Origin of the sequence: Aquilutibacter rugosus, from assembly GCF_036541335.1 — a bacterium.
GTDB lineage: Bacteria > Pseudomonadota > Gammaproteobacteria > Xanthomonadales > Xanthomonadaceae > Aquilutibacter > Aquilutibacter rugosus.
Map to the genome: position 1 here is coordinate 711,228 of NZ_JAZHBO010000001.1, position 24,149 is coordinate 735,376.

The 24,149-nt window shown below is 62.2% G+C and carries 23 protein-coding genes; 13 read left to right on the forward strand and 10 right to left on the reverse strand.

Going from position 1 to position 24,149, the window contains the following annotated elements; all coding sequences use genetic code 11:
- Positions 1 to 19 precede the first annotated feature (19 nt).
- The 5 genes from V3390_RS03425 to V3390_RS03445 form a co-directional block, all read right to left on the reverse strand.
- On the reverse strand, positions 20 to 1,645 hold the full coding sequence (locus V3390_RS03425) for an electron transfer flavoprotein-ubiquinone oxidoreductase (protein WP_331703355.1): 1,626 nt from the start codon (positions 1,643 to 1,645) through the stop codon (positions 20 to 22).
- 229 nt (positions 1,646 to 1,874) lie between these two features.
- Entirely contained in the window at positions 1,875 to 2,477 is a 603-nt protein-coding gene (locus tag V3390_RS03430; RefSeq protein WP_331703356.1) for an ABC-type transport auxiliary lipoprotein family protein, read from the reverse strand.
- Positions 2,474 to 3,439: an MlaD family protein gene (locus tag V3390_RS03435; protein ID WP_331703357.1), complete on the reverse strand. Its 966-nt coding sequence runs from the start codon at positions 3,437 to 3,439 to the stop codon at positions 2,474 to 2,476. The genes V3390_RS03430 and V3390_RS03435 overlap by 4 nt, the downstream gene beginning before the upstream one ends.
- Positions 3,440 to 3,442: 3 nt before the next feature.
- Entirely contained in the window at positions 3,443 to 4,255 is an 813-nt protein-coding gene (locus tag V3390_RS03440) for an ABC transporter ATP-binding protein (protein ID WP_331703358.1), read from the reverse strand.
- The gene (locus V3390_RS03445; protein ID WP_331703359.1) at positions 4,248 to 5,351 is read right to left on the reverse strand and encodes an MlaE family ABC transporter permease; all 1,104 of its coding nucleotides are present in this window, start codon (positions 5,349 to 5,351) and stop codon (positions 4,248 to 4,250) included. Before V3390_RS03445 ends, V3390_RS03440 begins: the two co-directional genes overlap by 8 nt.
- 83 nt (positions 5,352 to 5,434) lie before the next feature.
- Here V3390_RS03445 and V3390_RS03450 point away from each other — a divergent pair, with 83 nt between their 5' ends.
- Positions 5,435 to 6,721: a threonine/serine exporter family protein gene (locus V3390_RS03450; RefSeq protein ID WP_331703360.1), complete on the forward strand. Its 1,287-nt coding sequence runs from the start codon at positions 5,435 to 5,437 to the stop codon at positions 6,719 to 6,721.
- A 23-nt stretch (positions 6,722 to 6,744) separates the two neighbouring features.
- On the opposite strand, the gene V3390_RS03455 is transcribed toward V3390_RS03450, so the two are convergent.
- A complete protein-coding gene (locus V3390_RS03455; protein ID WP_331703361.1) occupies positions 6,745 to 7,239 on the reverse strand; it encodes a helix-turn-helix domain-containing protein in 495 nt (164 codons plus the stop codon).
- Positions 7,240 to 7,751: 512 nt separating this feature from the next.
- The gene (locus tag V3390_RS03460; protein ID WP_331703362.1) at positions 7,752 to 9,491 is read right to left on the reverse strand and encodes a proline--tRNA ligase; all 1,740 of its coding nucleotides are present in this window, start codon (positions 9,489 to 9,491) and stop codon (positions 7,752 to 7,754) included.
- Positions 9,492 to 9,539: 48 nt separating this feature from the next.
- Here V3390_RS03460 and pssA point away from each other — a divergent pair, with 48 nt between their 5' ends.
- The 7 genes from pssA to V3390_RS03495 are packed head-to-tail and all read left to right on the forward strand — an operon-like array spanning position 9,540 to position 14,577.
- Positions 9,540 to 10,331, forward strand: coding sequence for a CDP-diacylglycerol--serine O-phosphatidyltransferase (gene pssA / locus V3390_RS03465; protein ID WP_331703363.1), 792 nt, complete (start codon positions 9,540 to 9,542; stop codon positions 10,329 to 10,331).
- A complete protein-coding gene (locus tag V3390_RS03470; protein ID WP_331703364.1) occupies positions 10,324 to 10,749 on the forward strand; it encodes a hypothetical protein in 426 nt (141 codons plus the stop codon). Before pssA ends, V3390_RS03470 begins: the two co-directional genes overlap by 8 nt.
- Complete coding sequence (gene rimI, locus V3390_RS03475) at positions 10,746 to 11,204, forward strand: ribosomal protein S18-alanine N-acetyltransferase (protein ID WP_331703365.1); 459 nt, start codon at positions 10,746 to 10,748, stop codon at positions 11,202 to 11,204. Before V3390_RS03470 ends, rimI begins: the two co-directional genes overlap by 4 nt.
- A gap of 12 nt (positions 11,205 to 11,216) precedes the next feature.
- Positions 11,217 to 12,386, forward strand: coding sequence for a trans-sulfuration enzyme family protein (locus V3390_RS03480; protein ID WP_331703366.1), 1,170 nt, complete (start codon positions 11,217 to 11,219; stop codon positions 12,384 to 12,386).
- A 48-nt stretch (positions 12,387 to 12,434) separates the two neighbouring features.
- Positions 12,435 to 13,139, forward strand: a complete 705-nt coding sequence (locus V3390_RS03485; RefSeq protein WP_331703367.1) for a CoA transferase subunit A — start codon at positions 12,435 to 12,437, stop codon at positions 13,137 to 13,139.
- Between the two features lie 14 nt (positions 13,140 to 13,153).
- Positions 13,154 to 13,783, forward strand: a complete 630-nt coding sequence (locus tag V3390_RS03490; RefSeq protein WP_331688988.1) for a CoA transferase subunit B — start codon at positions 13,154 to 13,156, stop codon at positions 13,781 to 13,783.
- Positions 13,783 to 14,577: an aldose epimerase family protein gene (locus tag V3390_RS03495; RefSeq protein WP_331703368.1), complete on the forward strand. Its 795-nt coding sequence runs from the start codon at positions 13,783 to 13,785 to the stop codon at positions 14,575 to 14,577. The genes V3390_RS03490 and V3390_RS03495 overlap by 1 nt, the downstream gene beginning before the upstream one ends.
- Positions 14,578 to 14,636: 59 nt before the next feature.
- Here V3390_RS03495 and V3390_RS03500 read toward each other — a convergent pair whose 3' ends face one another.
- The 3 genes from V3390_RS03500 to V3390_RS03510 are packed head-to-tail and all read right to left on the reverse strand — an operon-like array spanning position 14,637 to position 19,444.
- A complete protein-coding gene (locus V3390_RS03500) occupies positions 14,637 to 17,432 on the reverse strand; it encodes a valine--tRNA ligase (RefSeq protein WP_331703369.1) in 2,796 nt (931 codons plus the stop codon).
- A gap of 43 nt (positions 17,433 to 17,475) precedes the next feature.
- Positions 17,476 to 17,907 (reverse strand): DNA polymerase III subunit chi, encoded by a 432-nt coding sequence (locus tag V3390_RS03505; protein WP_331703370.1) that lies wholly within the window; start codon positions 17,905 to 17,907, stop codon positions 17,476 to 17,478.
- Between the two features lie 40 nt (positions 17,908 to 17,947).
- Positions 17,948 to 19,444: a leucyl aminopeptidase gene (locus tag V3390_RS03510; protein WP_331703371.1), complete on the reverse strand. Its 1,497-nt coding sequence runs from the start codon at positions 19,442 to 19,444 to the stop codon at positions 17,948 to 17,950.
- A gap of 88 nt (positions 19,445 to 19,532) precedes the next feature.
- On the opposite strand from V3390_RS03510, the gene lptF reads away from it, so the two are divergent.
- From lptF to V3390_RS03535, 5 genes are all read left to right on the forward strand, one after another.
- Positions 19,533 to 20,642: an LPS export ABC transporter permease LptF gene (gene lptF, locus V3390_RS03515; RefSeq protein ID WP_331703372.1), complete on the forward strand. Its 1,110-nt coding sequence runs from the start codon at positions 19,533 to 19,535 to the stop codon at positions 20,640 to 20,642.
- Positions 20,639 to 21,739, forward strand: coding sequence for an LPS export ABC transporter permease LptG (gene lptG, locus V3390_RS03520; RefSeq protein ID WP_331703373.1), 1,101 nt, complete (start codon positions 20,639 to 20,641; stop codon positions 21,737 to 21,739). Before lptF ends, lptG begins: the two co-directional genes overlap by 4 nt.
- 44 nt (positions 21,740 to 21,783) lie before the next feature.
- Positions 21,784 to 22,227: an RDD family protein gene (locus tag V3390_RS03525; RefSeq protein ID WP_331703374.1), complete on the forward strand. Its 444-nt coding sequence runs from the start codon at positions 21,784 to 21,786 to the stop codon at positions 22,225 to 22,227.
- A complete protein-coding gene (xerD, locus tag V3390_RS03530) occupies positions 22,227 to 23,198 on the forward strand; it encodes a site-specific tyrosine recombinase XerD (protein ID WP_331703375.1) in 972 nt (323 codons plus the stop codon). The genes V3390_RS03525 and xerD overlap by 1 nt, the downstream gene beginning before the upstream one ends.
- Positions 23,199 to 23,273: 75 nt before the next feature.
- The gene (locus tag V3390_RS03535; RefSeq protein ID WP_331703636.1) at positions 23,274 to 24,104 is read left to right on the forward strand and encodes a DsbC family protein; all 831 of its coding nucleotides are present in this window, start codon (positions 23,274 to 23,276) and stop codon (positions 24,102 to 24,104) included.
- Positions 24,105 to 24,149 lie beyond the last annotated feature (45 nt).

Genomic DNA, 24,149 nt, shown 5'->3' on the forward strand with positions numbered 1-24,149 from the left:
ACTTCCAAATCAATAGCGATCAGAGATTCTGGTAATTCGGGCCGGAGCCGCCCTCGGGGGTAACCCAGTTGATGATCTGGTAGGGGTCCTTGATGTCGCAGGTCTTGCAGTGCACGCAGTTGGCGGCGTTGATCTGCAGGCGTTTGCCGGACGCGGCGGAGGTGTCTTCGACCATTTCGTAGACGCCGGCGGGGCAGAAGCGCGTGCAGGGGTTGTTGTATTCCTCGGCGCATCGCGTGACGCAGACGTTGGTGTCGGCCACGTGCAGGTGGATGGGTTGGTCTTCGTCGTGGGCGGTAGAGGCGTAGAACACACCCTGCAGGCGATCGCGCGGAGCGAGCGTGCGTGTGACGTAATCGCGCGGGACGATGGCGCCGGCCTCGTCGACGCGTTTCAGCGAGGACCAGTCCGGAGTGACCTTGAGCGTCCACGGCGAGCGGCCGCCGATCAGAGTTTCCCACGCGGCGTTGGCCATGCCGAACCACAGACCCTTCTTGAAGCCGGGCTTGATGTTGCGCACTGAGCGCAACTCGGAGACGACCGGCGATGCGCGCAGGGCGGCATCGAAACCGGCAGAGGACAACTCATCGGACGCGACCAGGTGCTCCGCCGCGAGCATGCCGCTGCGGATGGCCTGGTGGGTGCCCTTGATCTTGGGCACGTTGAGCAGGCCGGCGGTGTCGCCGATCAGCAGGGCGCCGGGCATTTCCACGCGCGGCAGCGACTGGAAACCACCGGTGACAATGGCACGCGCACCGGCCGAAAGAATCGAGCCGCCTTCGAGCAGTGGGGCAATCATCGGATGCGCCTTCCATTGCTGGAATGCCTCCCACGGCTTGTACTCCGGGTCCTGGTAATCCAGGCCCGAGACGTAGCCCAGGGCAATGCGGCCCTTGTCCAGGTGATACAGGAAGGAGCCGCCGTACGTCTGCGAGTCGGCCGGCCAACCGAGCGTATGCACGATCTTGCCGGGAGTGACACGGTCTTCGGGAACTTGCCACAGTTCCTTGATACCGATCGAATAGGCCTGCGGATCGGACTCGGCATCGAGACCGAAACGTTTGACCAGTTGTTTGGTCAGCGAGCCGCGAGCGCCTTCGGCCAGTACCGTGCACTTAGCGACGATATCAATGCCGGGCGTGTACGAGCCCTTGTGGCTGCCATCTTTGGCGATGCCCATGTCGCCGATGCGCACGCCGATCACGCGGCCCGTGTCGTCATACAGGGTCTCGGCGGCGGCAAAGCCGGGGAAGATCTCCACGCCCAGGGCCTCGGCCTGCGGGGCCAGCCAGGCGCACAGGGCGCCCAGCGAGACGATCACGTTACCTTTGTTGTGCATGCCGGGCGGCACCGGTAGCTTGCGGCCGCCGGTCTTGCTCAGCAGCCAGAATTCGTCCTCGAGCGCGTCCACGCATACCGGCGGCGGATTGCTGCGCCAGTCCGGCAGCAGTGCATCCAGCGGTCCGGTCTCAATGACCGCGCCGGACAGGATCTGCGCGCCAACGGTCGATGCCTTCTCGATCACGCAGACGCTGATCTCGGGATTCAGCTGCTTAAGGCGGATCGCAAACGACAGCCCGGCCGGCCCGGCGCCCACCACCACCACGTCGTAGGGCATTTGGTCGCGTTCAACGGTGTCGGTCATGGTCTCGGTCATTGTCTGGCCCTGGAAAGTGTGGGTGCCGCCTATAAGACGAAATTAGGCGCTCCTAATTGCCTAGTTTATCCAGTTAAACGCTCGTTTGACGAGTGGCCCACCAGAATACGGCCGGCGCACTTACACCCTCCCCGCAGCCGGAGATCGGTCGGACGAGGTGCATTTTTGCCAGAGTCCAGAAGCTAGAGTCTAGAAGCTAGAGTCTAGAAGCTGGCGCCTAACGCCCCGCCCACCCCGCAATCTCCGCGCCCACCCGGCTCAACGCCTGAGCAAACCCATTCACCACCGCCGGAACGTCCGCCGAGGCCGCAGGAACCGCCGCGGTGAATTCGCGCGACTGCACTTGCTTTTCGTCGCCCGCGCGCACCAGCTTGCCGACCACGATCACGGTGGCGACCGGCATGCCGGCCGCATCATAGATCGCTTCGAAATTGCGGATTTCCAGGCTCAGACGGTAGTCGGGGTTGAGCCCCGCGCCGCTGCGGCCGACTGCGCTAAAGGCCTGCGATTGCTCCAGGCTCTGGATGACCGCGGTGGTCAGCATCTCGGCCGGGGTGTTGGCCCAGCGCGAGCCCTTGTACACCTCGAGCTCGTTGCCGCGCGGGCGCACCGCAATGCGCAGGTTGTCCAGCACCGGGGTGGTGTACGAGGTGTCCACGATCAGCTGGCCCGACTTGCGCGGCCCGGACACGCTCGAGACGATCGGTACGCGCGGCGAGTACTGCGTGATGCCGGCCGGTTTCTTGGTGCCACCAAACGAGCAGCCACCCAACAACACGGCGGCGCTCAGCACGCCGCTGACCCAAAGCTTGGAACTCATTGCACTTTCTCCGGTGGCACCGGCGTGGACACCCCGGTGGCGGGATCGAATTCGCGCACGCCATTGCGGCCGCGAATGAATCCGATCGGACTTTCGTTGAGGTTATCGACCAGGATCCGCAGTTCGCGCGCGGTGGCACGCAGTTCCTTCATGGTCGGGCCGATCTGCGCCAGGCCGTCTTGCGTGAATTCGCGGATCGGGCCGCGATTTTCGGCCAGCAGCGAGTTGGCGTTGCCGGTGGCTTCCTGTAGGCGCACCAGACTGCCGTCCAAGCGGGCCGTCAGGGCGGGCAGTTGATCCACCAAATTGCGGTTGACGCCATTGATGGCGCTGTTGGTGCTGTTGAGCGCCGCGGCGAGTTGGTCGCTGTTCTGCTTGAGGCCGCGCATCAGCAGGGCAATCTGCGCGCGTTCGGCGGCCACCGTGCCGGTCACGTCTTCGATGGCGCGCAAGCTGGCGGCGATGGATGCGATGTTCTCCTCGCTGACCAGGGTATCCACGCGCTGCACCAGCTTGTTGGCGGTGTCCTGAATGTTTTGCAGGGCCGAGGGCTCGGTCTTGATCAGTGGCGCCTCGGAGGTGTCCACCTCGCGCAGCAGTTTGGCCTGCGGCGAACCGCCGGTCAGCTGGATAATCGGCGCACCGGTCAGTGAGGGCGTGGCAATCTTGGCAAAGGTATCGACCTTGACCGGCGCATCGGCGTACAGGCGCAGCAAGGCGGTGACGCGGCGCGGGTCTTGCGGGTCCAGTCGCAGCAGTTTGACAGTGCCAACGCTGATGCCGTTGTAGGCAACGGAGCTGCCTTCGGCCAGGCCCGTCACGGGTTCACTGAAGAGCACCGAGTAGTCCTGCCATTCGCGGTCGGACGAGTACTTGGCGGCCCACAGGGCGAACATCAGCACGAACAGCGACACCAGCAAGGTGAAGGCGCCGATCAGGACGTAATTGGCTTTGGTTTCCATAACTCACACTGCCTTTGCGGAGGCGTCGCCGATGCGCGCCTGCTGCTGTTGCGCGGCCCGCGCGCGCGGACCGTGAAAATATTCCTGGATCCAGGGGTGATCAAACTGTTCGACCTCGTGAATCGGGGCGTTGACCAGCACTTTCTTGTCGGCCAGCACCGCGACGCGGTCGCAGATGGTGTACAGGGTATCGAGATCGTGGGTGATCAGGAACACCGTCAGGCCGAGCGCACTTTGCAGGGTCTTGACGAGGTTGTCAAAGTCCGCCGCACCGATCGGGTCGAGACCGGCGGTGGGCTCGTCGAGAAACACGATCGGCGGATCCAGCGCCAGGGCGCGGGCAATGCCGGCGCGCTTGCGCATGCCGCCCGACAGTTCCGACGGCAACTTGCTGATGGCATCGGCCGGCAGGCCGGCCAGCTTGACCTTGAGCAGGGCCAGCTCGTACACGATGTTGTGCGCCAGCTTGGGATAGTGCTCCTTGATCGGCACCTCAACGTTCTCTCCCACGGTCAGCGAGCTGAACAGGGCGCCGTCTTGGAACAGCACGCCGGTGCTCTTTTTCATCAGCTGGCGTTCGCGAAACGGCGCGTCGCGCACGTCCACGCCCAGCACTTCAATCTGGCCTTCGTCAAACGTGCGAAGGCCAAGAATGGACCGCATCAGCACGGACTTGCCGGTGCCGGAGCCGCCAACGATGCCGACGATCTCGCCGCGGCGGATGTCGAGGTCCAGGCCGTCGTGCACGCGGTGTTCGCCGAACTGGTTGACCAGCCCGCGCACGCGGATCACCACATCGTCGTTCGGATCAGACATCGAGATTCATGTAGAACATGGCCATCAGGGCATCAATGATGATGACGGTCGAAATGGATTGCACCACGGCCGAGGTGGTGTGCTCGCCGAGCGAGGTGGAGGTGCCCTTGACGGTCAGGCCCTCGAGGCAGCCAATGGTGCCGATCACCAGCGCGAACAGCGGCGCCTTGCTCATGCCGACCCAGAAGTGGCGCACTTCCATGGTGTCCTGCATGCGCGAGAGGTATTGCTGCGGTGGAATGTCCAGCCCGTAGGCGCCCACCACCAGGCCGCCGAGCAGGCCGGCGATGTCGGCAATGAAGGTCAGCAGCGGCAGGGTAATGAGGATGGCCAGGATGCGCGGCAGCACCAGCACTTCCATCGGATCCAGGCCGAGCGTGCGGATGGCATCGACTTCTTCGCGGTTGACCATGGAACCAATGCTGGCGGTGAAGGCACTGGCGGTGCGGCCGGCCAGCAAAATGGCCGCCAGCAGCACGCCGAACTCGCGCAGAAAGGCAATGTTGACCAGCTCGACGACGTAAATTTCGGCGCCGAAGTCTTTCAGCACGTTCGCGCCCAGGAAGGCGACCACCGCGCCGACCATGAAGCACAGCAGGGCGACCAGCGGGATCGCGTCGAGCCCAACCGACTCCATGTGGCTGACGGTACTGGTCAGGCGCAGGCGGCCGGGCTGGAGCAGGGTGCGGAAGAACTTGACCAGCACTTCGCCAAAGAAGGCCAGGCCGGCCAGGAATTCGTCGCGCACGCGCACCGTGGCTTTGCCCAGCCGGCTCAGTGCGGCAATCAGGCCGATCTCGCGCTTGAGCTTTGGCCGTTCGTCGGCGACTTCGTCGATCACTTCGGCCAGCGCGGAATGTTCGCGGTGCCAGAGCACGTCGTCGAGTTCGAGCTTGCGTTTGTTGACGAAGCGGCGCAGCGCCATCACGCCAAAGCTGTCGATTTCCTCGACCTTGCGCGCGTCCAGGTACTTGAGCGTGGGCGATGCGAACTCGAGCAGTGCGATAATCTCGTCGGCATGGTCCAGCGTCCATCGGCCGCCAAGGCGAATGGAGTCCTGTTTGTCGTTAAGCACGTCCAGCTGTGGCGCGCTCATTGGCTATCTGGTCGGGGCCGCGTCATCATCGCCTTAGAATACCGCATCGCCCGTGATGATTCTCTATCCAGTAAATTAGGCAGATGCCTTTTCCCGCTTTCGCCATTCCCGATTCGCCCGCGCCCGCCCGCGATCTGCCGCAGCGTTTTTCGTTCGAAGAGCGCGTCCGGTTCATCACCGCGCTCGCCAAGCAGCTGCATTTTTCCGGCGCCACCTCGCAGCGCCTGGAAATGGCGATCCGCAATGTGGCCGAGCGGTTCGGCGTGCTGTGCGAGCCTTTCGTGCAGCCGACCGGGCTGATCCTGCACTTCGCCGACCCGGCGCGGCCCTTCGGTGTCGGTGACATCACGCGGGTGATCCGCTTGCCCTTCGTCGAAACCAACCTGGGCCTGATGACGGAAGTGGACCGGATCGCGGAAGGGGTCATGGACGGTTCGATGACGCTGCCGCAGGGCGAAGAGGCCATGGCGGCGTTGGACCGTCCGCCCTCGATGGGCCGCACCATCGCCAAGATCGCGTCGCTGACGACCCTGGCCGGCGGCATCGCCTTGCTGTTGCGTCTGCCGTGGTACGACGTGTCGGTCGCCACCTTGAACGGGCTGATCGCCGGCTTGATCGGGTGGTACGCCGGCTCGCGGCCGCGCCTGCACGATGCGGTCAACGCATTGACGGCGGTGATCTGCTCGCTGTCGGTGCTGTCGTTCGCGACCTTCGTCGGGCCGCTCAACCAGAACACGGTCATCGTAGCGTCGCTGATTGCGCTGATGCCGGGCATGCACCTGACCAACTCGATCTCCGAGCTCTGCGCCACGCACCTCGCGGCGGGCGTGCAGCGCTTTGCCGGCGCGGTCTCGATCATGCTGCAGCTCTCGGTCGGCGTGATGATCGCGCTGTACCTGTTCACGGCCCTGGGCCTCACGCCGCAAGTCGCGCCCTCGCGCCCGCAGCCGCTGTCGATGGAAATGCTCGGCATGCTCATCACCGCGGTCTCGTTCGCGGTGATCTTCAAGGTCCGCTCGCGCGACTACCTGCTGGTGATCTTCGCCTGCTGCCTCGGCTATCTCATCGTGCGCTTCGGCGGCGAATGGCTCGGCGCGCACGCCGGCCTGTTCCTGTCGGCTTTCGTGCTCACCGGCATCGGCAACCTCTACGGCCGCTGGTTCCGCCGCCCCGGCTCGCTCCTGCGCGTCCCCGGCGTCGTGATGCTCGTGCCCGGCTCCGCCTCGGTCAAGGCGCTGCTCAACGTCCTGCAGCAAAACGTCGACCCCGGCGCCCCCGGCGGGCTGTTGCAGATCAGCTACGTCCTGATGGCCATCGTCGCGGGCATGATCTTCGGCAACCTCGCGGTCCCGACGCGCTCAACGCTTTAGGAGCAGCTTCTAGCTTCCGGGTTCTATCGCGCCCAGATCTCGCGCCCGAGTTTTCGTTCGCGGTAAATCTTCCAGCGCGGCTTGACCCAATGCCGCTTGACGTAAAAGTCGTCCTTGCGGTGAAACAGAATCTCCACGTGAAATCCGCACGCGTTGGCGTAGCGCTCAATCACGCCGAGCGACGGCCGCCGTTCGCCCCGCTCAATCCGGCGCAGATAGGCGTCGTCCACCTGAAGCCGCTCGGCCAGTTCCTCAAGGTTGAGATTGGCGCGCCTTCGCAAGCGCTTCAAGTCGGTCATGCGGCTCCGCGCGTCCGCATCTCGCGGATTGGTCGGCGCATACGCCCACCCGCCCGACGGCCTGACGTTGAAGTCATGACACCAACCCGTCGGATAACGCACCCTCGACGTTTCTTCCGCATCCATCCGTACGGCCCTGGCGTGCAGTTCATCATCGGATTCCGGCCGCACGACCCGCTCCAGCGCATCGTACTCGGCCTCGGTCAATTGTCCTTTCATGCCTGCAGGATGGCCCGTTTTTCGGCTGCTGACAGTCAGTTCGGGCCTCGATTGCGCGTCCGAAAAGGCCGCGACTGGTTGTCAGAATATTACCGTTTGCGTCCGCCACCCGGCAGGCCAGGGGCCTTTCCCTCACGGGGTCATGCAACCTGGCAGGCCAGGCCCCTTTCCCTCACGGGGTGACGCGGCCTTGCAGCCTTACAGCCCGGCGCTGTTGCCCTGTTGCGGCGCTATCCGAAATTGAACATTTTTGACCGTCAAAAAATGAGCCGCACGGCACTCGTAACGGCCTATATCGTGATGTCTATCGCAGACAATTTTGTTCAACCGACCTGCAAAGTGCAGAAATTGGAGTTTGCAAAACGGTTGAACATTTTTGGTCCATTAAATTCGAGCATTTCATCACAAATGACGTCCAATAATGAGTGAGCTATCACCGACAAAAATGTTCAATTTCGGATAGGTAAGAAATGTGATGCGAGCGCACCACCCGGACGTCACCAATTGGGTGCTCAGCCTGCCAAGCGAGCGAGCAGGGCGCGGTGGTCGAGCGCAGTGGATTCGGTGTCGCGACGGCCGCGGTACTCATAGGTACCGGATTCGAGGCCGCGACCGGAGACGACCACGCGGTGGGGGATGCCGAGCAGCTCGATGTCGGCAAACATGTTGCCGGGGCGAAGGCCGCGGTCGTCGAGGACGACGTCGTGGCCGGCGGCGGTGAGTTCGTCGTAGAGCGCCGCGGCGGCGGCGGTGACGGTCGGTTCGTCTTTCGGATTGATGACGCAGACGGCGACTTGCCAGGGGGCCATGGCGGCGGGCCAGATGATGCCCGCGTCGTCGTGGTTCTGCTCAATAGCAGCAGCGACAATGCGCGAAACGCCAATGCCGTAGCAGCCCATCATGGGCGTGGCGGCCTTGCCGGTTTCATCGAGGACGGTGCAGTTCATGTCGCGGGCGTAGCGGTCGCCGAGCTGGAATACGTGGCCGACCTCGATGCCGCGCGCAATGGCCAGCGTGCCCTGGCCGTCGGGCGAGGGGTCGCCTTCGACCACGTTGCGCAGGTCAGCGACCAGCGCGGGCTCCGGAAGGTCGCGGCCCCAGTTGACGCCGCGGATGTGGAACTTGGGCACGTTGGCGCCGACGACAAAGTCGGACAGCACGGCGGCGGCGCGGTCGGCAATGATGCGGATCGGGCGCGGGGTGGGGCCGATATTGCCTTCGCCATCGAACAGCGGGCCGATAAAGCCGGGCACGGTGCCCAGGGCGTCACGGATTTCCTGCTCGGTCGCCAGGCGGTATTCGCCAATGGCCTTGGTCAACTTGATCTCGTTGATCTCGTGGTCGCCGCGCAGAATCGCCATGACCATGTCGCCGGAATCGGTGTTCGATTCGCTGTCGACCGTGATCACGCAAATGGTCTTGGCCGTGCGTTCAATCGGCAGGCCGATCAGTTCGGCGACGGCAGCGCAGGTGGTTTGCTTGGGCGTATCGACGCGTGCGGCCGTCTCGCTCGGGGCGGGGCGGGTGGCGGTGGTGATCGCTTCGGCCAGTTCGATATTGGCAGCGTATTCACTGCCCGTGCTGTAGGCGATGGCATCTTCGCCGCTGTCAGCCAGCACCTGGAACTCGTGCGATGCGAAACCGCCGATGGCGCCCGTATCGGCTTCGACGGCGCGGAACTTGAGGCCCAGGCGCTCGAAGATGCGGACGTAGGTGTCGTACATGTTGCGGTATTCGCGGGCCAGATCGTCCTTGGTCAGGTGGAACGAGTAGGCATCCTTCATCAGGAACTCGCGGGCGCGCATGACGCCGAAACGCGGGCGAATCTCATCGCGGAACTTGGTCTGGATCTGGTAGAAGTTGACCGGCAACTGCTTGTACGAAGCGATTTCGTTGCGGGCAAAGTCGGTGATCACTTCCTCGGCGGTGGGGCCGTAGCAGTACTCGGCCTCTTTGCGGTCCTTGATTTTCAGCAGCTGGCCGCCGAATTTTTCCCAGCGGCCGGTCTCATCCCACAGTTCGCGCGGTTGGATGCTGGGCATCAGCAGCTCGACGGCGCCGGCATTGTTCATCTCCTCACGCACGATGGCCTCGACCTTGCGCAAAACACGCAGGCCCAGTGGGGACCAGGTGTACAGGCCCGATGCGAGCTTGCGGATCATACCGGTGCGGAGCATCAGCTTGTGGCTGGCGAGAACGGCTTCGGCGGGGATTTCCTTGACGGTGCGGAGGTGGTACTGCGAGAGGCGCATTGGCTGTTTTCGGCGCAAATAAACGTCAATTTTGCCATACTAGGCGGTATGAATCCGCATCCCAATGCGTCACAACAGCCGCGGCGGCGGCGGGGCATCTACTTGTTGCCCAATCTCTTCACCACGGCCGGCATGTTTTCCGGCTTTTTCGCCATCATTGCAGCCACCCAGGGGCGGTTTGAGCACGCCTGCGTTGCCATCTTCATGGCCGCGGTGTTCGATGGCATGGACGGCCGAATTGCGCGCCTAACCAACACGCAATCCGAGTTCGGCATGCAGTACGACTCGCTGGCCGACCTGGTGTCCTTTGGCCTGGCGCCGGCGCTGGTGATGTATCACTGGTCGCTCGAGTTCCTGCGTCACGATTCGGCCACGCTGGGCAAATTGGGCTGGATGGCCGCTTTTTTGTACGCCGCCTGTGGGGCGTTGCGACTGGCACGCTTCAACTCGCAGGCCACGCAAGTGGATAAGCGCTGGTTCGTGGGTCTGGCCTCGCCGGCGGCTGCGGCGCTGATGGCGGCCTTCATCTGGACTTGTGTGGATAACGGATTGAGCGGCGAGCAAATGCGGTTTGCGGCGCTGCCGGTCACTGCGATCATCGGCATGCTGATGTTCTCGCGCTTCTTCTACACCTCGTTCAAGGGCTCGCGCAAGGACGATCGCGTTCCGTTCTGGTCGCTGCTGATTCTGGTCATGGCGATGATCGGCGTGGCGCTGAATCCGCCTGTCGTGCTGTTGGTGGTGTTTGGGTTGTACGCGCTGCTCGGCCCGGTCGCGTGGCTGTGGCGCAAGATCACGCGCAAACCGTTAGATGTGTCGATTGCCGCTACGAATGACTGAGTCGCTGTTCTCGCCCGAACAAGTGCAATACCTGCATGCCATGGGCCTGCCGGTGTACATGTTGCAGGCCGATGAGTCTGCGGTCGCTGCTGCGCCGCCGGTGCCATCCAAAAAACCGGCGCCGGTACCGGTGGAGGCACCGAACGTCACGGCACCCAAACCCCAAGCGCCGAAGCCGACAGCTGCAACAGTTCGGGAAACGGTTGCGGCGCCCGCGCGGCCTTCGACACGGCATGCATTGCCGCCCGGCAGTCCGCTGGAACGCGATCTGTTGGCAGCAACCGGTCGGACGCGCCGCAGTGAGGCCCGCGCGGTGCTCGATACATTGGGCATTCACGCCGCGACCCTGCGTGGAGATGCGGCCGCCAAACGCGCCGCCTGGATTGCGCTGCGTGCCGTGAGGCCTAAGCGGCGGTGAACCGTTTTTTCCGCGAGATCGTCGCTGCCGATTTTGATGCGCTGTGGGCGATTGAGCCGCGGGCGTATCAGTTTGCATGGAGTCAGCAGATCCTGCGCGATTGCCTGAATGCGCGCTACCCCGCTTGGCTAATGCACGATGCCGAGGGCACGGTCATGGGGTATGCCTTCCTCAGTGTGGGCGCGGGCGAGGCGCACCTGCTGAATCTCGCGGTAGCACCCGAGTTTCAGAATCGTGGTGTGGGACGCGCGCTGTTAGCCTACGTGCTGCAAAAGGGCGAGCAAATGGGCCTGGAACGGATGTTTCTTGAGGTCCGGCCTTCGAACCATGCGGCGATCAATCTGTACGACGAGGCCGGCTTCAACGAAATCGGCCGGCGCCCCGGTTATTACCCGGCACCCAATGGTACCCGTGAGGAAGCGATCGTCATGGCCCGAGAGTATTTGGGACCCTGATAAACTGGTGCGATGAGCACATCCAAACGCGAACTGGCGCTGGCCTCGCTGGCCATCCATGGCGGTCAATCCGTCGATCCCACCACCGGCGCGGTCATGCCGCCGATCTACGCCACCTCGACCTATGCGCAATCCTCGCCGGGTGAGCATCAGGGCTTTGAGTACAGCCGCACGCACAATCCCACGCGGTTTGCGTACGAGCGCTGTATCGCTGCACTCGAAGGCGGCACGCGCGGTTATGCCTTCGGTAGCGGCATGGCGACCACGTCGACCATTCTCGAACTGCTGGATGCGGGCAGTCACATCATCGCAACTGACGATCTGTACGGCGGAACTTATCGTCTGATGGAACGAGTGCGTCAGCGCACTGCACAGCTGCAGGTGAGCTGGGTCGATCTGAGCGATGAAGAGGCCTTTAAGGCCGCGATTCGTCCCGAGACCAAGATGGTTTGGATCGAAACGCCGACCAATCCGCTGCTGAAGCTGATTGATATCCGCAAAATTGCACGAATTGCCCGTAAAAAAGGCATTCTGGTGGTGGTAGACAACACCTTCTGCTCGCCGATCAATCAGCGTCCGCTGGAGTTGGGCGCCGACATCGTCATGCATTCGGCTACCAAATATCTCAACGGTCACTCCGACATGGTCGGTGGCATTGCCGTCGTGGGCGATAACCCGGAACTCGCCGAACAAATGGCGTTTCTGCAAAATTCGATCGGTGCCGTGCAGGGTCCGTTTGACAGCTTTTTGGCACTGCGTGGTTTAAAGACGCTGGCCCTGCGCATGCGCGCCCATAACGAAAATGGACTGGTACTGGCCAAATGGCTGCAACGTCAGCCGGGCATCGAGGACGTCATTTACCCGGGTCTGCGTTCGCATCCGCAACACGCACTGGCGGCTAAGCAGATGGATGGCTTTGGCGGCATGATCAGCGTGCGGGTCAAAGGCGGCGAACGCGGTGCCAAGCGCTTCATGGAGCGCATGGAGCTGTTCACCATCGCCGAATCGCTCGGTGGCGTCGAGTCGCTGGTCAATCACCCGGCCATCATGACGCATGCCTCGATTCCGCCGGCACGTCGCAAGGAGCTGGGCATTACCGACAATCTGGTGCGTATCAGTGTCGGCATCGAAGACGTAGCTGACCTAAAGTACGATCTCGCCAACGCGCTAAGCAAAGGGTGATCGGCTAAAATCAGGGTTTCCTGCTGATTTGCCGTAACGGAGCCCCGGATGTCTGATTCCAAGCTGTACCCGAGCGCAGCTGCCGCCCTTCAGGGCGTAGTTGCAGACAACCAAACCCTTGCTGTTGGGGGGTTCGGCCTCTGCGGCATCCCCGAGGCTCTGATCGCCGCTCTGCGTGACACCGGCGTCAAAGGTCTCACCGCCATTTCCAACAATGCCGGTGTCGATGGCTTTGGTCTGGGCCAGCTGCTGGAGACGCGTCAGATTTCCAAGATGATCAGCTCCTACGTGGGCGAGAACAAGGAATTCGAGCGTCAATATCTGGCGGGCGAGCTGGAGCTCGAGTTCAATCCGCAAGGCACCTTGGCTGAGCGTCTACGCGCCGGTGGTGCCGGCATTCCGGCCTTCTTTACGGCAACGGGCTACGGCACGATCGTGGCCGAGGGCAAGGAAACCCGCGAATTCAACGGCAAGCAGTACGTCATGGAAACGGCACTCGTGGCCGATGTCGCACTGGTCAAAGCCTGGAAGGCCGACAAATCGGGCAACCTGGTGTTCCGCAAGACGGCGCGTAACTTCAATCCCGCCTGTGCCATGGCCGGCAAGGTCTGCATCGTCGAGGTCGAGGAAGTGGTCGAGACGGGTAGCATCGATCCGGATCAGGTACATTTGCCCGGCATCTATGTCGATCGCATTGTGCTTAATGCGTCGCCCGAAAAGCGCATTGAACAGCGCACCACCCGTCAAGCCTAATCGGAGAGCTGCAAATGGCCTGGACTCATGACCAAATGGCGCGCCGCGCGGCGCAGGAACTCACCGACGGTGCATACGTCAATCTGGGTATCGGCTTGCCGACTCTGGTTGCCAATTTCATTCCGGAGGGCGTTGATGTGATGCTGCAATCCGAAAACGGGTTGCTCGGCATCGGTCCCTTCCCGACCGAGGACGAGATCGACGCCGATCTGATCAACGCCGGCAAGCAGACGGTGACCGCTGCCAAAGGCGCCAGCTTTTTCGGCTCGCACGATTCGTTTGCAATGATCCGCGGCGGCCACATTGATTTGGCCATCCTTGGTGCCATGCAGGTCACCGACAAGGGCGATCTGGCCAACTGGATGATCCCGGGCAAGATGGTCAAGGGCATGGGTGGCGCAATGGACCTAGTGGCCGGCGTCAAGAAAGTCGTGGTGCTGATGGAGCATGTCGCCAAGGGCGATGCGCACAAGATCCTGCCGGAGTGCACATTGCCGCTGACGGGTGTGGGCGTCGTCAACCGCATCATCACCGATCTGGGCGTCTTTGACGTCACGGAGCAGGGACTGAAGCTCGTGGAGCTGGCCGATGGTGTCACGCGCGAGGAGCTCGACGCCAAGACGGGTGTCGAGCTGATCGGTTAATGCTGCCGATCCTGGAACTCCGGTCCAAGGGCGGCCGATCGACGGCCCGGGTGTCATCGTTCGGAGCGCGTCTGATCGACTGGACGTTCGAGGGTCAACCGCATTTGTTTATGCCGCAAGCAGGCGCTGCCGATGAGATGGTGGCGCCGCACGGTGGCGTGCCGGTGCTGTTTCCGCAATTCGGTCTATTCGGTCCCGGGCGCAAGCATGGCGTGGTGCGGGATCGCGACTGGCGCGTCGAGGAACAGGGCGAATCCTCCTGCCTGTTACGCACTCGGTTGCGTGGCGAGGATGGCGATTTCGACGTGTTTCTGCGCGTAGATCTGCACGATGACGGTCCGGATCTGTCGTTCTCGGCTGTGAATGTGGGCACGCAGTCGCAGTCGTTTACTGCAGGCTTGCACACGTATCTGCGCGTACCGAACATTGAAACCACGCTCCTCGAAGGTCTCGAAGCCGTAGCCTACGAAGACGCGCTGCAGAATCTGACTCCGGTCGAGCCGGCGTGGGTGCCGCTGACGGCGCCTGTCAATGTGGACCGAGTGTACGTCGCAACGCCACGGCGACTCCAATTACGCACGCCCGATTTCGCGCTACTGCTGGAGCAAAGCGGATTCCATGACACCGTGGTGTGGAATCCGGGCCCTGAGATCGCGAAGACGTTTGCGGATTTGAACGATGGTGAGTGGCGCACGTTTTTATGCGTCGAGGCGGCACAGATTCGGCCGCCTGTGACCTTGGGCCCGATGGACACCTGGTACGGCACCCAAAAAATACGCCGGCTCGCTGCTTAAGCGTAGCCGACGTGGTTACAGCGCTCGCCCTAAGAAATTAGCGGCGAGCGCTGACTGACTTACAGTTTGGCGCGGGTTGCCGACAGGCCCTCGAACTGGGCGCGCCAGTCGACCAGACGCTGACGCTCCTGTTCCACGACGGCTGCCGGTGCATTGGCCACAAACGTGTCCGATGCCAGCTTGCTCTCACACTTGGTGATCTCGACCGAGATGCGCTTGAGCTCTTTGTCCAGACGCGCGCGCTCGGCGTCGAGGTCGACCAGGCCTTCGAGCGGGACCAGCAGGGACATGTCGCCGACCACCGCAGCCGCAGCCGGCGGCGCATCAGTACCGGCGGCCAGAACCCGGATGGATTCGATCTTGTTGAGGAAACGAATGGCCGCATCGAACTTGGCCAGTCGTGCGGTATCCGATGCCGACGGCGAACCGATCAGCAGGTTAACCTGCTTGCCGGGCGAGACGTTCAACTCCGAACGCACGCGGCGCAGGGACGAGACTACGGCGCGCAGCCATTCGACATCGGCAGTCGCACCGGCGTAAGCGCTGACATCGGTTGCTTGCGGATACGACTGCGTCATCAGCGAGCCTTGCAGCCCCAGACGCGGCGCTACGGCTTGCCACAGCTGTTCGGTCACGAACGGAATTAGCGGATGCAGCAGACGCAGCAGCGCATCGAGCACGATCAGCAATGTCTTACGCGTCGAAACGGCGGCGGACGATTGCGCATCGGCCAGGGCAGGCTTGGTCAGTTCCAGGAACCAGTCGCAGAACGTGGTCCAGGCAAAGTCATAGACGCTTTGTGCCAGCAAGTCGAAACGGTAGGCCGCGAAGTGTTCGGCCACTTCGGTCGAGGTGCGCGACAGCTCGGACAGGATCCAGCGTTCGGCGTCGGTTTCCGGCACGTGGGGCACGGACAGATCGACCGTCATGCCTTCGGTATTCATCAGCACAAAGCGCGTGGCGTTCCACAGCTTGTTGCAGAAGTTCTTGTAGCCCTCGGCGCGTCCCATGTCGAACTTGACGTCACGACCGGGGCCGGCCAGCGACGCCATGGTCAGACGCAGAGCATCGGCACCGTGCGGCGCAATGCCTTGAGGAAACTCTTTGCGCGTGGCCTTTTCGATCTTGGGCGCATCGGTCGGCTTGAGCAGCCCCGAGGTGCGCTTGGCCACCAGTGCATCGGCGCTGATGCCGTCAATGATGTCCAGCGGATCCAGCACGTTGCCCTTGGACTTGGACATCTTCTTGCCGTCTTTGTCGCGGACCAGACCGGTGATGTAAACGTCCTTGAACGGCACTTGGCCGACCAGTTCGTCCGTCATCATGATCATGCGGGCGACCCAGAAGAAAATGATGTCAAAGCCGGTGACCAGCACCGAGGTTGGCAGATTGGAGTCAAAGCCGCGCGCGCTCATCAGCTCGGCGTTAGGCCAGCCTTGCGTGGAGAACGGGAACATGGCCGAGGAGAACCAGGTTTCCAGCACGTCGGCTTCTTGGCGCAATGCCACGGAATCGCTCAGACCGTTGGTCTCACGCACTTCGGCCTCGTTGCGGCCAACAAACACACGGCCTTGCTCGTCGTACCACGCCGGAATGCGATGACCCCACCACAGCTGACGCGAGATGGTCCAGTCCTGAATGTTTTCGAGCCAATGACGATACGTGCTAACCCAGTTCGAAGGCACGAACCGCACATCGCCCTTCTCGACGATTTCGAGACCGCGGCGCCCCAGCTCATCCATCTTCACGAACCACTGATCGGTGAGATACGGTTCGATCACCTGACCGCTGCGATCACCGCGCGGCACTTGCAGTTTGTGCGGCTTGGTTTCGATCAGAGCACCCGCCGACTCCAGGTCTTCGACCATCAGCTTGCGCGCTGCGAAGCGATCCAGGCCACGGTAGGCAGACGGGATTTCATCGAGCGTATCAATGATGTGGGCGGTGTCGGTGAGGATGTTGATCACCGGCAGGTTGTGGCGTTGACCGACGGCGTTGTCGTTAAAGTCGTGCGCAGGAGTGACCTTGACCACGCCGGTACCGAACTCGCGGTCGACGTAATCATCGGCAATCACCGGCACTTCGCGGCCGATCAGCGGCACGCGTACGCGCTTGCCGATCAGACCGGTGTAACGCTCGTCTTCGGGGTGGACCATGACGGCGGTATCGCCGAGCAGCGTTTCCGGACGCGTGGTGGCCACGATGACGTGATCGGGTTCACCGGCTTGCGGATCGACCACGTCGTAGCGGATTGACCACAGCGAACCGTCTTCCTCTTCGGAGACGACCTCGAGATCGGAGATGGCGGTCTTGAGCACCGGATCCCAGTTGACCAGGCGTTGGCCACGATAAATCAGGCCCTTTTCGTGCAAACGGACGAAGGCTTCGATCACCGCGTCCGAGGCCATCGGATCCATGGTGAACACAGAGCGCGACCAGTCGCCTGAAGCGCCGAGACGACGCATCTGCCGTTCAATGGTGTCGCCCGACTGGCCCTTCCATTCCCAGACTTTGGCAATGAAGGCATCGCGGCCCAGCGACTCGCGCGTTTCGCCCTGACCGGCGATGGCCAGATTGCGCGAGACGACCATTTCGGTGGCGATACCGGCGTGGTCGGTACCCATCTGCCACAAGGTGCGGTAACCGCGCATGCGGTGATAGCGCACCAGGGTATCCATTAGGGTGTGCTGGAACGCGTGACCCATGTGCAGGGTGCCGGTGACGTTTGGCGGCGGCAAAAGCACGGTGTACGCTTCGCCGTTGCCCTGCGGCCGAAACAGCCCCTGCGACTCCCACTTTACGTACAGGTCGCTTTCAAAGCTGCCGGGTTCATAGCTGGGTTGCAGGGTGGTCATAGGGATAACGGCCGAGTAATTGGAGTTAAAGGATTCAAGACAGTCACATGTCGAACTTCTGCAGTGCCATGCCGCGTGCTTTGTAATCACGCCAGCGGGCCCGCAGCGGTTCGCGCGCCGATTCATCGTCGGGGACGACTTCGAGCACACGCTCAAACGAGCCGGCGACCGCATCGTCACGCAAATTGATCACGACCGGACGCAACGGGGTGTCGTGTTCGGGCGCGGCAATCAGGACGGGAGTCAGGTCATCCTGCTCGTCACTGACGATCTGATGCGGAATATAAGCGTCGGGATCAAACGACCACAGCAAATCGTCGAGTGCCTCGGCTTGCTCCGCATCACGTGCACGAATCAGAGTCCACAGACCCGCACTGTTGGCCTTGCGGGCCAGTTCGCAGACCAGCAGCAAGGGCTCCTGCTTAAAGCGGTCTTTGCTGATGACATAGAAGTCAGCGCGGGGCGTGGGGCTCATGGGCAGTTTTGTCGGTTAATTAAGGCACTTCGAAGGCAGATCAGGCGCTCGGAGCCGCAGCGCGGTCCATCAGCCATTGCGACAGCAGTCCGACCGGGCGACCGGTGGCCATGCCGCGCTTGCCTTCGTCCGAAGCCGAGCCGGCGATGTCCAGGTGAGCCCAGCGCTGGCCTTCGGTGAAGCGAGCCAGGAAGCAACCGGCCGTAATCGCACCGGCCCAACGGCCACCGATGTTGTACACATCGGCAAAGGTCGAATCGATCATGGACTGGTATTCGTCCCACAGCGGCAGGCGCCAGGCGCGGTCGAATACTTCTTCACCGGCGTTCAGCAGTTCGCCGGCCAGGTCATCGTGCTTGGACATCAGGCCCGACGCGTACTTGCCCAGTGCGACCATGCAGGCACCGGTCAACGTGGCGACATCTACCAGGGCAGCCGGTTCAAAACGTTGCGCGTAGGTCAGCGCATCGCACAGGATCAGACGGCCTTCGGCATCGGTGTTGCCGACTTCGATGGTTTTGCCGGACATGCTGGTCAGCACATCGGACGGGCGATAGGCATCTGCATCGGGCATGTTTTCGACGGCCGGTACGATCACGTGCAGATTGACCGGCAGGTTCAGGCCGACAGTGGCGACAAAGGTGCCCATCACGGTGGCGGCGCCACACATGTCGAACTTCATTTCCTCGATACCGCCCTGGGTCTTGAGGTTGATGCCACCGGTATCAAAGGTGATGCCCTTGCCGACCAGCACATAAGGCTTGGCGTCGCCGGCGCCGTTATACGACAGCACAATCAGCTTGGGACGATTGGCCGAACCGCGGCCCACGGCCAGCAGCGAACCCATGCCCAGCTCCTGCATCTGATGCTCGTTGAGCACCTCGCACGAAGTGGTCGGGAACTTGGCCGCAAACTTAGTGGCTTGCTCAGCCAAGTACGACGGATTGCAGATATTGGGCGGCAAATTGCCCAGTTCGCGCGCGAAGCGCACACCGTTGCTCACTGCAATGCCTTGCGACAGGGCCAACTCATCGTCACCCAGAACAGTCCAGCGCTCCAGACGCGGCTCGGCCTTGGCCTTTTCACGGGCAGCGGCGCCGAGCGTGGCATCGTAACGGTAATTGGCGTGATCAGCAGCAATGATGGCTTGGCGGACGGCCCAGGCAGTGTCGCGGCCCTTGACCCGCACTTCGGCGATGGCGAACACGGCGTGCGCAGCGGGACCGGCCTTGAGGAAGCGGGCGGCATCGCCCACGGCCTTGAGGTATTGCGGGACGGCAAACAGCTCTGGCTTGCCCAGGCCAATGACCAGCACGCGCGGCGCGGTAACGCCCGGCAGGTCATGCAGCAGGGTCGTCTTGCCGGTCTTGCCGCTGACATCGCCGCGGGTCAGCAGGGCGGTCAGGCGACCGCCCGAGGCGGAATCAATGGCAGCTGCGGAGGCGCTGAGCGTATTATCGGCGAACACACCGACCACGATGCAGTCAGCGGCGATAGAGGCGACGGCCTCACGAGTCAGATCGTATTGCAAGCTCATTAATCGCGGGTCCCGTAAATCTCGTTAAAATGAACCGTATATTTTAGCCCATGCGGGCTACTCACCCAACGGCGGTACACTCCGATCTATGGCCAAACTCGATTCGTATCTGACCAAAGAACTGGCCGGAGCCACGTTTGCCACCGCCATTGTGCTGTTTGTGGTGTCGGTCGGCGCCGCTTTTACCGATGTGCTGCGCGACATTGCCGAGGGCAAGGTCCCGGCCGGCATGATGTTGTCGCAGCTGGGGCTGGTGCTAGTGGGCGCCACGCCCATCATCCTGCCCTTGGCGCTCATGCTCGGAATCATGCTGGCCGTAGGTCGGCTCTACCGCGATTCGGAAATGCCGGTCATTCACGCTGCCGGCGTTGGCCCCAAGCGCTTTTTGCGGCCACTGATGTATGTGGTAGTGCCGATTCTGCTGGTCGTGGGCATTGCCTCGATCTGGCTGGGTCCGGCGGCCAAGGCCGAATCGGCCAAAATGATCTCGGCCGCCAACCGCAATCTGGTGGTGGCCGGGCTGACGCCGGGCTCGTTCACGGAGTTGCCCAACGGGGCCGGTGTGGTCTTCGTCGGATCTACAAATGACGAGGGCTCGGACCTCTCCGACATCTTTGTCTATCGCCAAAACGAAAGGCGCATGGACATCACCTCGGCGCCCAACGCGAGCGTGGTGATTGATGACAATGGTCGTCGCTTCATCTCGTTAAAAGATGGCTTTGAGGTCGAGGGCCCGCGCGACGGCAGCAAGGATTACCGCCTGCTGCGCTATAAAAAGAACGATGTGCTGATGCCCGAGGGCGAGCGCAAGTACGACGCCAACGCGCCGGAATTCAGGCCGTTTCTGAGCCTGGTTGGCGATTCCGATCCGCAGGCCCAGGCGCAGCTGCACTACCGTCTGACGCCGCTGTTCCTGACCTTGGCCTTTGCGCTGATGGCGGTGCCCTTGGCTCGCAGTATGCCGCGCCAGGCGCGCTACGGGCGGGTCATGTTCGGGTTTTTGCTGTACATGGTCGCATTCGACCTGATGCTGCTCTCGCGCAACTGGATCGAAGACGGCAAGTTGTCCGGCAGTCTTGGCATGTGGTGGATCTCGCTGCCCTTACTCATTGCAGGCGTGTATATGTATCTGCGCGATGGCCGTGTGGCCAGCCCCAAGATTGCGCTGCCGATCCTCCGTAAAGGGGGGGCTGCATGAGGTTAGTGCCGAAAATCCACGACTTGTACGTTGGTCGTACCGTGCTGCTAATGGTCGTCGGCGTTTGGGCCGTCATGCTCGGTCTGGACCTGACGCTGGGCTTTGCCGATGAATTCAACCGCGTCGGCAAGGGCAACTACGGCGTGCTGCAGGCCATTACGTACATGGTGTACACCGTCCCACGACGCCTGTATCAGCTGTTCCCCTACGCGGCGGTGATCGGTGCGCTGATGGCGCTCGGTAATCTGGCCGCCTCTTCGGAGCTGACGGCGCTGCGGGCCCTGGGTCTGTCGCGTCGGCGTCTGGGCCTGTCGGTGGCGGCAGCAATTGCTCTGCTGACCGCGCTGATGGTGATTTCCGGTGAGACGCTGGGCCCCTGGGGCGAGCGCGCGGCTGATGCCTTGCGTGCCTCCAAGACCTCTAAAGACATGATCGTGGCGCGTTACTCGGGCGTTTGGGCGCGCGAGGGCGAGTTCATCATCAACGCGCAAGGCGGCCAGGAAAAAGATGACGGCAAGCGCAGCTGGGTGGAGCTGCAGGATTTGCGTCTGTTCGAGTTCGCACCCAACGGGCAGCTCAAGACCATTACCCATGCCAAGACCGGCGTGCATACCGGCGATGGCTGGGATCTAAGCCAAGTCACTAAGACCACGTTCGCCGAGCGGTCCATTAAAGAGGACAAATTGGCCAGCATGCATTGGGTATCCAAGCTCGATGCGACCTCGCTCGGTGCGGACATTGATCGGCCGCGCTATTTGAGCGCGCAGCAACTCAAGGCCGGTATGGAATACCGTGAGCGCAACAAGCTCAAAGCCTCCGATTTCGAAGAGTTTTACTGGGGCCGCTGGTTCTATCCCATCAATATTCTGGCCTTGTGCCTGGCGGCCATTCCATTCGCCTTCGGCACCTTGCGTTCGGGCGGTTTGGGCAAGCGACTGTTTATCGGCATTGTGTTCGGCTTGGCGTTCTTCCTGCTGCAATCGACCTTTGTCGAGTTTGCCAAGGTCTACAAGCTGGATTTGCGCGTGGGTTACGCCGTGCCAACGGTGGTGATGCTGCTGTTTGCGTACTACCTGTTCCGGCGCAAGTCCGGATGAGGGAGCAGGCGCTTCCGCAACAAGGCACGCAATTCCCTGCCGCTGTGCCTGCTCGAATCGGCCGCCGTCTCATCGGACTGGTTTATGACCTATTCCCGGCGATGGCGCTGTGGTTTGTGATCGTGGTGCTGTTTCTGGCCTTGCATTACTGGCGCTTGAGCGCAACGCAGGGCGCAGCCTATGCGCAGCAGCATGCGGCGATTCTGCCCGGCGGTTTGGAGTCGTTTGTGCTGTTCTGCGCCTTGTTCGGCATCACCGGGTTGTATGCCACCGTCAGCTGGCATCGTGGTGGGCAGACCATTGGCATGAAGCCGTTCCGCAGCTACGTGGTCGATGAGCGCGGTGAGTTTGCTTCGTACCGGCAATTATGGGTCCGGTTTCTGGCAGGCCTGATTGCCTTGCCGCTTGGCTTTTGGGTGGCGTATTTCCGCAAGGATCGCCTAACCCTTCACGATCTGATCTCGCACACTCGCTTCATTAAGCGCTGATGAGCGTCAAATCCCAAGGCATTGCCAATCGACGCCAGCAGGCCCGGCAACGGCCGGCGGTTGCGGCCGATGATGCGACGTGGATTGCCCGGTTCGTCGAGGCGATCTGGGCTGAGCAGGGGCTGGCGCGCGCCTCCTTGCAGGCCTATCGCACGGATTTAGAAGGCTTGAGTCGCTGGCAGTCGGATGCCGGCGGCGTCACGTCGCAGGGCCTGCATCAGTTCGATCAGGCCACCTTGTTTAATTACCTGGCGTTCCGGGCCGGGCACCAGTATTCGCCCCGTAGCAATGCGCGGTTGCTGACGACCCTGCGCGCCTTTTACGGCTGGCTGTTGCGGCAAGGCCATCGTGCCGATGATCCGACGGCATTGTTGCAGCCCCCAAAATTGCCGCGACCTTTGCCCAAGGCGCTCAGTGAAAACCAGGTCAGCGCATTGCTCACCGCGCCCGATGAGAGTCGGCCCGAAGGGCTGCGCGATCGCGCCATGCTGGAGCTGATGTATGCATCCGGACTGCGGGTGAGTGAGCTGGTGGGATTGCCTTCGACGGCGGTCAATTTGCGCCAAGGTGTGTTGCGGGTGATGGGCAAGGGCAGCAAGGAGCGCTTAGTCCCCTTGGGCGATGAGGCGCAGCACTGGTTGCAGCGGTATCTCAACGAGGCGCGTCCGCAGCTGGCCGGCAAGAAGCCGGTGGCCGAGCTGTTTCTGACCGCCAAGGCCGAGGCGTTGAATCGGCAGCAGTTCTGGCGCGACATCAAGCGCTATGCGGCGCTCGCCGGGGTGGATCCCGACAAGGTGTCGCCGCATGGATTGCGGCACAGTTTTGCCACCCACCTGCTCAATCACGGAGCCGATCTGCGGGCCTTGCAGATGTTGCTGGGACACAGTTCGCTCAGTACCACGCAGATTTATACGCTGGTCGCCCGCGAGCAACTTAAACAGTTGCACGCTAAGCACCACCCGCGTGGCTGACTGCGCCATTGGTGCGGTGCCATAATGGGTAACTCTGAGCAAAAAAGCGGTGTGACGTCCTTGAATATTCGTGCAATCCAAAAAATGGTGCTCACCGTGGTGGTTGGCGGTTTCACTCTGGCCGCCTGCGCGCAGCAGACGCCGGCCGACGGCTCCAATGCCAAGGCACAAGTGCCCGTGGCCAAAACCACTTTGCCGAACCGTGATGTCCAAGTAGCCCCCGGTACCGCCGATGCGCGCGCGCTGGACGCCGTAAAGCGCTTCAACCCGGGCATTGTGGTCGAAAACATCAGTGCCGCGCCGATGCCGGGCTTTCGCCAAATGATCATTGGCGGGCAGGTCGTGTACGTCAGCGATGACGGCAAGTACGTGTTTCTGGCGGGTCAGGGCGGCGGTCTGTTCGATGCCGGCTCGCAAGCCAATCTGTCCGAAGATGCTCTGGCTGCCGAGCGCGTGCGCCTGCTCAAGACCATCCCGCAGTCGGATCGCATCGTTTTCGGCCCGGCCAATCCCAAGTACACCATTACGGTCTTTACCGATATCGAGTGCGGATTCTGCCGCAAGCTGCACAGCGAGATGGCCGAAATCAACAAGCAAGGCATCGCCGTCGAGTATTTGGCGTTTCCGCGTCAGGGCCTGGGTTCCAAGGACTATGTGGACATGATCTCGGTCTGGTGCGCTGCCGATCGCAAGGCCGCACTGACGAACGCCAAGACCGGCGGCAAGGTGCCGGCTAAGGATTGCAAGAACACAGTGGCTGCCCAGTACGTGGTGGGCCAGCGTTCGGGTCTGACCGGTACGCCCATGATTCTGGCCCAAGACGGTCAGATGATTGGCGGATATCTGCCACCGGCCGTACTGAAACAGCGCCTGGATGCATGGGCAGCGACTAAATCCAAGGGCTAAAGGCGGGGCTTGCCTCGCGGCTGGCTTATAATACGGGGTCCCTGA

What these genes read in the sequence shown, in the direction of transcription:
- V3390_RS03425 (WP_331703355.1), bottom strand. Translation starts at nt 1,645, where the DNA reads ATGACCGACACCGTTGAACGCGACCAAATGCCCTACGACGTGGTGGTG.
- V3390_RS03430 (WP_331703356.1), bottom strand. Translation starts at nt 2,477, where the DNA reads ATGAGTTCCAAGCTTTGGGTCAGCGGCGTGCTGAGCGCCGCCGTGTTG.
- V3390_RS03435 (WP_331703357.1), bottom strand. Translation starts at nt 3,439, where the DNA reads ATGGAAACCAAAGCCAATTACGTCCTGATCGGCGCCTTCACCTTGCTG.
- V3390_RS03440 (WP_331703358.1), bottom strand. Translation starts at nt 4,255, where the DNA reads ATGTCTGATCCGAACGACGATGTGGTGATCCGCGTGCGCGGGCTGGTC.
- V3390_RS03445 (WP_331703359.1), bottom strand. Translation starts at nt 5,351, where the DNA reads ATGAGCGCGCCACAGCTGGACGTGCTTAACGACAAACAGGACTCCATT.
- V3390_RS03450 (WP_331703360.1), top strand. Translation starts at nt 5,435, where the DNA reads ATGCCTTTTCCCGCTTTCGCCATTCCCGATTCGCCCGCGCCCGCCCGC.
- V3390_RS03455 (WP_331703361.1), bottom strand. Translation starts at nt 7,239, where the DNA reads ATGAAAGGACAATTGACCGAGGCCGAGTACGATGCGCTGGAGCGGGTC.
- V3390_RS03460 (WP_331703362.1), bottom strand. Translation starts at nt 9,491, where the DNA reads ATGCGCCTCTCGCAGTACCACCTCCGCACCGTCAAGGAAATCCCCGCC.
- pssA (WP_331703363.1), top strand. Translation starts at nt 9,540, where the DNA reads ATGAATCCGCATCCCAATGCGTCACAACAGCCGCGGCGGCGGCGGGGC.
- V3390_RS03470 (WP_331703364.1), top strand. Translation starts at nt 10,324, where the DNA reads ATGACTGAGTCGCTGTTCTCGCCCGAACAAGTGCAATACCTGCATGCC.
- V3390_RS03480 (WP_331703366.1), top strand. Translation starts at nt 11,217, where the DNA reads ATGAGCACATCCAAACGCGAACTGGCGCTGGCCTCGCTGGCCATCCAT.
- V3390_RS03485 (WP_331703367.1), top strand. Translation starts at nt 12,435, where the DNA reads ATGTCTGATTCCAAGCTGTACCCGAGCGCAGCTGCCGCCCTTCAGGGC.
- V3390_RS03490 (WP_331688988.1), top strand. Translation starts at nt 13,154, where the DNA reads ATGGCCTGGACTCATGACCAAATGGCGCGCCGCGCGGCGCAGGAACTC.
- V3390_RS03495 (WP_331703368.1), top strand. Translation starts at nt 13,783, where the DNA reads ATGCTGCCGATCCTGGAACTCCGGTCCAAGGGCGGCCGATCGACGGCC.
- V3390_RS03500 (WP_331703369.1), bottom strand. Translation starts at nt 17,432, where the DNA reads ATGACCACCCTGCAACCCAGCTATGAACCCGGCAGCTTTGAAAGCGAC.
- V3390_RS03505 (WP_331703370.1), bottom strand. Translation starts at nt 17,907, where the DNA reads ATGAGCCCCACGCCCCGCGCTGACTTCTATGTCATCAGCAAAGACCGC.
- V3390_RS03510 (WP_331703371.1), bottom strand. Translation starts at nt 19,444, where the DNA reads ATGAGCTTGCAATACGATCTGACTCGTGAGGCCGTCGCCTCTATCGCC.
- lptF (WP_331703372.1), top strand. Translation starts at nt 19,533, where the DNA reads ATGGCCAAACTCGATTCGTATCTGACCAAAGAACTGGCCGGAGCCACG.
- lptG (WP_331703373.1), top strand. Translation starts at nt 20,639, where the DNA reads ATGAGGTTAGTGCCGAAAATCCACGACTTGTACGTTGGTCGTACCGTG.
- xerD (WP_331703375.1), top strand. Translation starts at nt 22,227, where the DNA reads ATGAGCGTCAAATCCCAAGGCATTGCCAATCGACGCCAGCAGGCCCGG.